This is a genomic window from Aquabacterium olei, assembly GCF_003100395.1.
Taxonomy (GTDB): domain Bacteria; phylum Pseudomonadota; class Gammaproteobacteria; order Burkholderiales; family Burkholderiaceae_C; genus Aquabacterium; species Aquabacterium olei.
In genome coordinates this window covers 105,463-115,289 of sequence record NZ_CP029211.1, presented here as the reverse complement: position 1 = coordinate 115,289, position 9,827 = coordinate 105,463, and the positions used below count along the sequence as shown (strand labels likewise).

9 protein-coding genes are annotated in these 9,827 nt (G+C 67.9%); all 9 read right to left on the bottom strand.

Features of this window, described 5'->3' with window-relative positions; all coding sequences use genetic code 11:
• Window positions 1–15: 15 nt before the first annotated feature.
• The 9 genes from DEH84_RS17930 to DEH84_RS17890 all read right to left on the bottom strand — a co-directional run bounded on the left by DEH84_RS17930 (window position 16) and on the right by DEH84_RS17890 (window position 9,827).
• On the bottom strand, window positions 16–1,632 hold the full coding sequence (locus DEH84_RS17930; protein WP_159099060.1) for a ShlB/FhaC/HecB family hemolysin secretion/activation protein: 1,617 nt from the start codon (window positions 1,630–1,632) through the stop codon (window positions 16–18).
• Window positions 1,633–1,762: 130 nt separating this feature from the next.
• Window positions 1,763–3,043: a hypothetical protein gene (locus tag DEH84_RS17925; protein ID WP_109038578.1), complete on the bottom strand. Its 1,281-nt coding sequence runs from the start codon at window positions 3,041–3,043 to the stop codon at window positions 1,763–1,765.
• Window positions 3,044–3,148: 105 nt separating this feature from the next.
• On the bottom strand, window positions 3,149–4,066 hold the full coding sequence (locus tag DEH84_RS19570; RefSeq protein ID WP_245932825.1) for a PEP-CTERM sorting domain-containing protein: 918 nt from the start codon (window positions 4,064–4,066) through the stop codon (window positions 3,149–3,151).
• Window positions 4,067–4,432: 366 nt separating this feature from the next.
• Complete coding sequence (locus DEH84_RS17915; protein ID WP_109038577.1) at window positions 4,433–5,329, bottom strand: ankyrin repeat domain-containing protein; 897 nt, start codon at window positions 5,327–5,329, stop codon at window positions 4,433–4,435.
• Window positions 5,330–5,331: 2 nt separating this feature from the next.
• A complete protein-coding gene (locus DEH84_RS17910; RefSeq protein ID WP_109038576.1) occupies window positions 5,332–6,201 on the bottom strand; it encodes a LuxR C-terminal-related transcriptional regulator in 870 nt (289 codons plus the stop codon).
• 96 nt (window positions 6,202–6,297) lie between these two features.
• The gene (locus DEH84_RS17905) at window positions 6,298–6,729 is read right to left on the bottom strand and encodes a type II secretion system protein (RefSeq protein ID WP_159099059.1); all 432 of its coding nucleotides are present in this window, start codon (window positions 6,727–6,729) and stop codon (window positions 6,298–6,300) included.
• An 8-nt stretch (window positions 6,730–6,737) separates the two neighbouring features.
• Entirely contained in the window at window positions 6,738–7,118 is a 381-nt protein-coding gene (locus DEH84_RS17900) for a type II secretion system protein (RefSeq protein WP_109038574.1), read from the bottom strand.
• Window positions 7,119–7,129: 11 nt separating this feature from the next.
• The gene (locus DEH84_RS17895) at window positions 7,130–7,618 is read right to left on the bottom strand and encodes a type II secretion system protein (RefSeq protein WP_109038781.1); all 489 of its coding nucleotides are present in this window, start codon (window positions 7,616–7,618) and stop codon (window positions 7,130–7,132) included.
• Window positions 7,608–9,827 (bottom strand): secretin GspD/PilQ domain-containing protein, encoded by a 2,220-nt coding sequence (locus DEH84_RS17890; protein WP_109038573.1) that lies wholly within the window; start codon window positions 9,825–9,827, stop codon window positions 7,608–7,610. The genes DEH84_RS17895 and DEH84_RS17890 overlap by 11 nt, the downstream gene beginning before the upstream one ends.

The following is a 9,827-nucleotide window of genomic DNA, read 5'->3' as shown; positions in this document are numbered from 1 at the left end:
CCTGTGGAGAGACGTTCAGAAAGCCTGGCGAACGCTGAGTTCCCAGCGCGGCTCACGGCGCGTGGCGCGTTCATCGCCGCCGCTGGAGGCAGCACGCACCGTTTCGTAGAAGGGCATGGCGACATCCAGCGAGGCATTCAGGCCCTCGCCGTTGCTCAGCCGCCAGCCCAGGCCATAGCTGCCCATGTGCACGCGGGCGCGCTGCCCCTCCAGCGCGTTCTTCAACATCAGGCTGCCGCGGTCCACAAAGACCAGCGAGCCCAGGCGCCAGCTGCCCGACTGCCACAAGGGCGGGCTGGCCCCTTCGACCCGCAGGCTCCAGCCCTGATCACCGGCCTGTTCGTAGTCGTAGTAGCCGCGCACACTGTCGATGCCACCCAGCGCGAACTGCTCACCCGAGGCCACCGGGCCGGAAGCCAGCTGGGCGTCGGCACTCAGATCGACCTGCCAGCCGCCACCCACCGCGCGGCGGTGCGTCATGCCGAATCGCCAGACCAGAAAGTCCGGGTTGGCGCCCGCGCGCTTGCATTCGAACTGGTCGAGCCGGCGGCCATCGCAGTCGACTTCACGCCCGGCCCAGCTGCGGCTCGAGCCGGCCAGCGCGGTGCGCACGGTGCTCTGGTCGCCCCCGCCGTGATCCCAGGCCACGTCGTACGCCAGGTTGAGCACCGGGTACTTCAGCGCCGGCTTCTGGGTGGAGAAGCCGGAGCCGGTCACCGAGCGATCCCGGTTGTGCTTGCGGTCCAGCCCGAGCGACCAGCTGTGGCTGACGGGCCATTGCCACGCCGGCAGTTCATGCCGCCAACGCAGGCTGTAGAAGGTACCGCGCGTGATCGTGACGCCGCCCACCGAGGTGCCGGCACGCGTGTCACTGGCGCTGTTGGTCACGGCCAGGCTGAGGCTGTCGGCGCGGCCCAGCGGCAGGTCATACACCGCCGAGACAACGTTGGCATCGCTCGGCCGGGTCGGCGCCACCTGCCAGCTCAGGCCGAGGCTGTGGCCGCGTTGAAAGAGGTTGCTGTACGACGCCACGGCTTCCAGCCGCCCGCGCTCCGTGTTGTAGGCCTGGCGGGAGTTCAGCTCCACCGAGCCCTGAGCCGGCCGCTTGTCTTCGACCTTCAGCTCGACGTCGATGCGATCGGGTTGATCGCTGGCCCCGATCACCGGCGTGATCTGGCGCGCCGGGGTCTGCAATTCGGCCAGCTCATCCTGCACGGCCGGGAAGTAAGGCAGTTGTCCCGCCGCCAGACTGGGCACGCCATCACGGATGCGGCTCGGCAGGTGGTGCTTCGCCCCCGTGACGCGCACCTGCTCCACGCGGGCTTCGGTCACCTCGAGCCTGACCTCGCCGGTGTCCACACGCTGGTCCGGCAAACTCACCACCACCGACAGGAAGCCGGCATCCTGGTAAGCCTTCTCGAGCGCCTCACGGGCGGCTTCGATGTCCGTGAAGCGGCGGCCCGGGCCGAGGTAGGGCGTCAGGATCTGGCTCACCACCCCGTCGGACAGCGCCGAATTGCCTTCAACCACGTACTCCATGACGTCGAAGACCGGCCCGCTCCCGGCGTCCTGGGTCGCGCTCTGCGCCCATGCAACAGGCACATGGGCGATCACGCCCAGACTCAACAACACAGGGGCCCACGCGGAGGACAGATTTTTCATTTCCACCAACAACAGAAAGCGACAGTCCCCTGGCGAGGGGACTGTCGTCACGCAAGGTGCCTGGCCCCCGCAGGCGCCAGGCGTCAGGCCTCTCCGTCGATCAGCGACGGGTGTAAGGCACCGCCGAGTTGCCACCGCGGCCGTACTTCGACTCGACACCGGTCAGGAACAGGCCGGGGGTCGAAGCGCCAGCGGGCAAGGCACCGTTCATGGCGTCGACGATCGGGGCGCAGGTGCCTTCGGGGCAGTACGCCACGGTCTCGTAGACGAAGTCGTAGCGGCCGGCGATGGCGCTGGCGGTCTGCGACGAGCCGGCGACGCCTTCGGCGAAGGCCACGTCGTTCAGCTTCACGAAACGATAGGTGTCGGTGCTGCTGCCCAGCGGGTTGTTCTCGGCCGACAGCACGCCAAAGCGGAAGTCGGTCGAGGTGGCCGGGGCGGTGTCGTTCAGGCAGGCGCGCACGTTGCTCGAACCGGAGTTCAGGATCGAGGAGTAACGCGAGCCGACGGAAGCACCTTCAGCGACGACGGGCACCTTGCCACCCACAGCGGCCGTGGCTTCATAGTTCAGGAAGTAGAGCTGGGCAGCCTGCTGGGTGCCCGAGGTTTGGGGGCGCATGCAGTAGCTGATCTTCGTGGTGTTGCCCGGGATCAGCAGGCCACCGCCCAGCGACTTGGCACCGCTGGCAGACGTGCCGTTGTTGATGAGGGTGGCGATGTCGGCCTTGCTCACCGACGGCTGGCAAGCCGCCGTGGCATCACCGATGGCACACGAAGCGGGCACCTGGCCGGTCGTCTTCTGGTGCGTCTGCAGTGCTTCGTACAGGCGCTTGTTCACGGCCACGCCAAAGACCTGGCTGAAGCCAGCCGGCGTGAAGTCACCCGCGTTGTAGTTGGCGTTGAAGTGGTTGCCTTCGACGTCCAGGTAGCCACCGTCGGACGTGGCCGACTCGTTGGTGCCGGTGCAGTTGCGCATGCGGCCCGCGCCCATGAAGGACAGCGAGCCGGTGCCCGCACCGGCAATGGTGGTGCACGACGCGGTGGCGGCATTGATGAAGCCGACCTTGACGTTGCCGCCCGCGGTGGCGTTGATGACGGCGTTCTCGGAGCCGCCCGACACGTTCACCCGAACCTCGTCTTCGCTGATGCCTTCGAAGTCGACATCGCACTTGCCGGTGAACACGTTGCCCAGCGAGCCCGTGGACTCACCGATCTTGTAGAGGGTGTAGGTGCCGCCGGCGTTCTCGCACAGCACCTTGGCGGCACGCGCCACGTTGATGGAGGAAGCAGAGGCGCCGGTCAGACGGGCCGGGCCGGCCGCCAGGGCCTGGGACACGCCGCACACGGCCAGCGTGGCGATCATCAGCTTGGACAGGTTCATGATGGTTCTCGGTTTCAGGAAGAAGCGGGCTTGACAAGACCGGGCGGACAGACCGCCCGGTCGACTGCTTTCAGGTTCTTGTGTGAGCGCGATCAGACAGGCCGATCAGCGGGCGGCGCGGCGACGGGCCACGCCGACGGCCAGCATGCCGATCAGGGCCAGGGCATAGGTTTCGGGCTCGGGCACGGCGGCCGTGACGGTCGGCGTGGTCCAGCTCAGGGTGTTGTTCACCGCGTCGAAGTAGAAGGTGCCCTTGTCGTTCAGCAGATCCGCCTTGTTTTCAGCATCGACCTGGTTGGCGATGGCCAATTCGTCGCCTTCACCGTCCAGCAGCCACAGGTTGGTCTTCTTGCCGAAGACGGTCCCCATCTCCCACTTCAGGTTGGCTTGCCACTTGGTGCCGAACGCGCCCATGTTGGGGAAAAAGCCGGCGTCGGAACCGTTGGGGGCGTAGTAAGAGCCGTTGTCAACGGGCAGGCCACCGATCAGCTCCTGGGCCTTCACGGTCATGTCGGTGCCCACAAAGGCGGCAGCGCTGTTGAAGCCAGCATCCTGACCACGCAACTGGGTGGCAGTCGGGGTGCCCGACGTCAGGGCCAGGTCCGGTGCAATGAGGGTTTCGCCTTCTTGATGGCGAATGCCGGTTGCAGCGATGCCCCAGCGGGATTCGCTCTGCTGGGTGTTGGACAGGAAGGTCGACACGGCCGAGAAGTCATTCTTGGCGGCAACGGTCTTGCCGTTGAAGGTGATGGTGTTGGCGTTGAAGTTCCAGACCACCGAGACGTTGGTGCGCGACAGGGCACCTTCGGCGATCGTCTGACCACCGGCCGTGGTGTAGCCCGGCGTGAAGTCGTACAGGTTGAAGCCCAGGTCCACGAAGGCCGAGCTCTTCGACGCACCGGTGTTGTCGAACGCGACGAACAGGACCGAGCTGTTGTAGGTGGGGGCTTTGCCAGAGTCCAGCGAGGCCTGTGCGGCACCCGACAGGGCCAGTGCGGCCAGGGCGATCAGTTTGAGTTTCATGTGCTTGCTCCGTGAAAGGGTGGTTCCCGTTGATCGGGAAGGTGAACGTCGTCGAAGACGCTGCCCACATCTGCAGCACCTTCAGCGCCAGCGCAGTATTCGGAGCGGGCGTGACACCGCGATGGGGAGCACCATGAGCCGGAATGCACATGGCGCCGCGCCGATCGGCCCATGCATGAGCCAAGCGGCACAAGGGTCGGCACCAGGGCGCGTACCGCGTCTGCGCCCGCTGATCCGAACGGCCCATGCAACGGGATGCGCAGTGAGGACGACGGCCACCAGCCCCCCGGGAGCAAGGGGGTCCCCAGAAACGACAAGCCCCGCGGGATGCGGGGCGTCACCAGGCAAAGAGGCTGTCAGCATGGACTAGGGTGCGGTGGCCAGGTCTGGCAGCGGCTCGCGCATCTGCGCCAGCAGCAGCGCGGTCAGCGGGGTGGTGGGGCGTGCGCCTTGTGCGATCAGCGCATCGGCCACATGCGCCTGCCGCCCGAGTGCAGCCGCATGCAACGCGTCCAGCCCGTGCTTGTCGCGCTCCGTCACGGCCACGCCGTGCTGCAACAGCAGCCTCACCCCGTCCAGCCGACCGCGGTAAGCGGCCTCAGCCAGAGGGTGCCGCCCTTCGGCGTTGTAGAGCCGCTGCCATTGCGCGGCCGGCCGAGCGGCCAGCAGCAGCTGCGCAGCCCCCAACTGCCCCCCGGCCAAGGCCAGGTGCAGCGGCGTCTGGCCACGCTGGCTGACCGCCATCGGCTCGGCCCCCTGTCGCAACAGCTCGCGCACCACGGTGTCCTGTCCGATGTAGGCCGCCAGCCCCAGGGGCGTCATCCCTTCTTGGCCGCGCGCTTCCATCGGCGCGCCGCGGCGCAGCATCTCGCGCACCAGAGGCACGTCACCCAACCGAATGGCCAGCGTCAGGGGCGTACGCCACGCTTCGTCCGTCACATCGAGTCGCGGGTTCGCCGAGCGCAGATGCTTGAGCGCACCAGCACCCTCGCCGCGCAACAGATAGGCCATCAGCGCCTGCTCGTTGGCCGGCAAGCGCGCCGACCTCGGTGCCGTGAGCGGGCCGCCGCGCCCGACGTCGCCCAGCGACGCATCGCGTGCGCCAAGGGGCGCCCCGGCCACGGCGGGCCGCCCTCGCACAGCCACGCCATCGCTGGCGTCGGACAGCGCATCGACCGCTTGCGCCTGCGCGCACGAAATGCCCAGCACCGCGGGCAGCAGCACGCCACGCGCGAGCGCGCAAAAACACAGCTTGTCTTTCATCGTCACACCGAAGAGCGAGGGTCTGTTGCATCCCTGAATGGCATCGCGTCCGCGCTGCCCTGTGTGGCGCCGAGCGCATTCATGCTCATCGCCTTCGCCACAGCCTGAGCCCGGTTGGCCGCGCCCAGCTTGCGCAGGATCTTCTGCACGTGGTTCTTCACAGTCAGTCCGCTGATGCCCAGTTGCTCGCCGATCTGCTGGTTGCTCATGCCATCGCGCACCCAACGCAGAATCTCCCGTTCCCGTTCGGTGATGGCCGGCTGGCGCCCCGTCAGGTGGCCGATGGCCAGGTCCATGCCGGCGGGCACATCGCGGGATGGCGAGATCAAGCGCTCGGTCACCGCCACACGCTGATACGTCAGGTGCAGACACGGCAGCAGCATGCCGAAGGAGGCCACGGCGAAATCGTCGTATTCGGCCTCATGGCGCATCAGGATGAAGAGGCTTTCCAGCTCGTCCAAGCGCCCGGGCCGCGTCGTGCCATGCACCAGCATCTGCCGGTAGCCCACATCGCGAAGGCGCGCACCCAACGACCCCTCCTGCAACTCCGCGGGCGTGGGGATGCCCACCCGGACTGCCTGCTGCTGCCCTCTTTGCCAGACGTGCAGCGCCTGCTGAATCAGCACCGACCGCCCGTCCAGCAAGCCGACGATGATGTCGGCCGGCATCGGCAGGCTGTTGAACAGGTCAAACGACAGGGCGCGGGTTTCGCGGTCATACGCGCCGCACAGCGCGATCGTGTGAGGCAGCCAGCGCTGAAGGTCGCCCTGGCTCCACACAAAGAACTGGTGTCTGCGGCACACCTGAGGCGCGCCTTCCATGACACGCAGCAGGTACTCGGACTGCTCCGGCGCGAAGGGGTTGGGTTGCATGGCGGCCGTGTGAAGAATTCACGGCAGCATAGGGAGCGCCGATGACGATTTGTTGACTTCTGTGAACGGCATGTCGAGATCGGTACACAACGTGTCTCAAGGTGCGGTGATGTCGAACCGCCACGCCGCGTAGCTCTCGATGCCGGCCGGCGCCAGCAGCGGGCGCTGAGTCGACAGGCTGAAGACGCCCACGATGGCGCCGTCTCCCGGCTGGCGAAGCAGGCCCCACTCCCCCCGGGTCACGGGATCTGGCCAGACGCGCCGCAGGTGACGCACGGTCTGGCCGGTGCGCTGATCCTCCAGCAGATCCTCCAGCCGCAGGGGCAGACGCCGGACGCCTTCGGCCACCGGCACCTGGCTGTACGAAGTCAGTGCAGCGCGGATCTGCTCACCGCGCCACTGAAGCTCGGTGTCCGCCTGCCGCCGCGCATCCATCTGCCAGGAGCGGCCCGCCGCGGCCAGCATGAAGCCACCGATGGCCACCCACCACAGCAGCAACACATAGGTGAACCCACGAGCTCGCCGCACCCTGCACCTCACCACTGTCCATACGGAAGGCCATTCTGGCCACGCCCGGTCGCACCACTGCGCACATCGGCCATGCCCCCGGCCACCGCGCTGTCCGCAGGCGGCGGCAGCATCTGCCAGCTGTGGCGGGAGCCGGTCAACGGGTCTTCGGGGATCTGCCGCAGGTAGCCCCGCTGGACCAGCTCGTCGAGCGACTCCGGATACTGTCCCCGGTCCGCTGCGTACTTGTCGATGGCGTCGCGCATGACGTTGAGCGAGGTCCGCAGGCTCACTTCACGAGCCTGGTCCACCGTGCGGTGGTAGCGTGGGGTAGCGAGGCTGGCCAGCAGGGCGATGATCGCGAACACCACGATCAGCTCGATCAGCGTGAAGCCTCGCTGGCCTGGCATGCGGGTGCGTCTCACCATGATCGGTACGGCGTGCCGTCCAGGCCGGTTCCCGGCGTGCGGACGTAAACGTCGAACACATCGGTGCCCGGCATGGGCGCGTCGGGCGGGCTGGCATAGCTGCGCAGTCCCCACGTGCGCTCGGCCGGCACATCGGGCGACGCAAACGGGTCGCGCGGCAGGCGCCTCAGAAAGTAAATGCGCACGCCTTTCGGGTTGCTGGCATCCGGCACGCCCGTTACCAGAACGTCCAGCGAAGGGGGCCAGCCGGTGTCATCGCTGCGCTTTTCGATGCGCCCCTGCTCCCACGCCCGGTGATAGGCATCGAGCGCCGAACGGAGGGTGCGCAGGCCCTCACGCAGTTCCGTCTCCTGCTGACGGCGCTTGTGCAGGGCCGCCAACGGCATGGCCGCGCTGGCCAGGATCCCGGCAATCATCACGACGACGATCATCTCGATGAGCGTGAAGCCGCGCGACGCTGCGGGCCGGGGGTCAACGTTCATGGTCTGCATCGGCCGGGTCGTCCTGCGGCACCGCCGGCCCGGCCGATGCCGGGGTCACCGTGCCACCTCTCACGCGCATCTTCAGCGGCGTGCCACCCAGATCCAGCCCGATCTCCGTGTCGGCCTGGCGCACGTCTTCCCGCACCTTGAAGGTCAGGGTCACCTGTTCCTGGCCCTGCAGCGCCACGCCCAACCCTCCCGTCTTCGTGGCGCCGACGGGCTCGACCACGCTCAGATCCACCAGCAGGTTGGCCGACAACGGCACGGCACCGTTGTTGCGCACGGACACCGAGAACGTGGCCCCCGGCATCACCTCCTCCGGCCCCGACAGCTGGGCCGGCTCGGCCACCACGCCGCCTCGGGAGGCCGCGCCCGACGGATCATCGCGCTGGCCCGCAGGCGCTCCCGGCACGCCACCGCGCCCGGTGGTGCCTCGCGCGTCCCCCTGTCTCAGCATCAAGGGCACCGCGCCCGGTTGAGCCTCGGTGCCCGAGGGCATGAGGGCCGACGCCGACGCCGGCTGCACGATGTTGCGCAGCACGCGGGGCGTGACCAGCAGCACCACCTCGGTCTTGTCCCGCGTGTTGGACACGGTACCGAACAGATGGCGCAGCAGCGGCACGTCGATCAACCCCGGAATGCCCGTCGCGCTGCGGCTTTCGGAGTCATTGAGCAGGCCGGCCAGCACCTGGGTCTCCCCATCGCGCAGGCGCAAGGTGGTCGAGGCCTGCCGCGTGCCCACCTGGTAGGCCAGGGAGCCGTCGTTGCGCGTCGTCTTGTCGGTGACGCTGCTGACCTCGAGCGCGACCTTCATCGTCACGTCCCCGTCAAGCTGCACCTGGGGCTCGATGTCGAGCTTCAGGCCCACGTCGATGTAACTGACCGACGACGTGACGCCGACGTTGGCAGTGCTGGTGGTCGTGAAGACGGGCAGCTTCTCGCCCAGCAGGATCTTGGCCTTTTCGCGGTTGCGCGCTCGAATCTTGGGGTTGGCCAGCAGGTTGGTGGCACCGCGGGTGGCCTTCAGCGTGGCCAGCGCCAACGGGTTCGCCGTGCTCCAGCGCAAGTCGGTCAACGAGGTGATGGCGGCCACACTGTCGGGCACGCCGTAGCTTGCGGTGGACGGCCAACTCAGGCCAAGCTGGTCCACATCCTTGGCCGACACCTCCAGCACCTCCAGCTCCAGCATCACCTCCGGATCCGGCACGTCCAGGTTTTCCACCAGCCGCTCGACAATCCGCATCACCTCCGGTGTGTCGCGCACCACCAGCAGGTTGAGGCGTTCGTCCACGAAGACATCGCGGGTCTTGGCGATCGTGCGGATCAGCGTCTGAGCCTGTTTCGGGTCGGCATTGACGAGGTAGAACGAGCGGGTGACCGTGTCCAGCAGATCGCGCTGCTTTTGCTGCGTGCCGGGGAACACCAGCACCGTGTTGTCGTTCAGCAGCTTGGCCCCGAGCTGCTGGGTGCTCAGGATCACGCGCAAGGCCTCGTCGACCAGCGTCTGCCGCAGGAACAGCGTCACCTTCGCCTCGCTGCGCACGTCCTTGTCGAACACGAAGTTGAGGCCGGCCGCCCGCGACAAGGCCTCGAACACGTTCTTCAGCGGCGCGTCGCGGAACTCCAGCGTCACGGGCTGCGTGGCCGATGCCAGCGCTCGGGTGGACTGCACCCGCGTCTGCGCTTCCCGTGCCGACTGGATGCGGGCCAGCAGGGCACGGGCATCCGAACGGGCCGGGTCCTCGGCCAGCAAGGCGCGCAGCGCAGCTTCTGCGCGCTCCGCGGCCTGCGCATCAAAGGCAGCCTGTGCCTCGGTCATCAGGCGCTGCTGACGTTGGCGTCGGCTCACTTCGTCGCGCAGGGCGGCCGTCCGTGGGTGCTCCGGCGCGGCCGCCTGCATCCGGCGCAGCACATCGGCCACCTCGTCCACACGCCCCGCCTGACGCGCCTTCTCGGCCTGCACCGCCAGCTGCGACACGGCCATCTCCCGCTGCTGGAACCAGGCCTGCCGCACGGACGAATCGCCCGGCGTGGCCGCAATGGCCGATTGCAGCAAGGTCGCTGCGGCCTCATGCTGCCCCGCCCTCGCCAGATCCTGGGCCTGCCTCACCACGGGGGTGGTACACGCGCCGAGCGCGACCAGGCCAGCGAGCGCCACGGCCAGCAGCGTCCGGCGGGCCGGCATCGGGGACATCACACACAGCTTCAT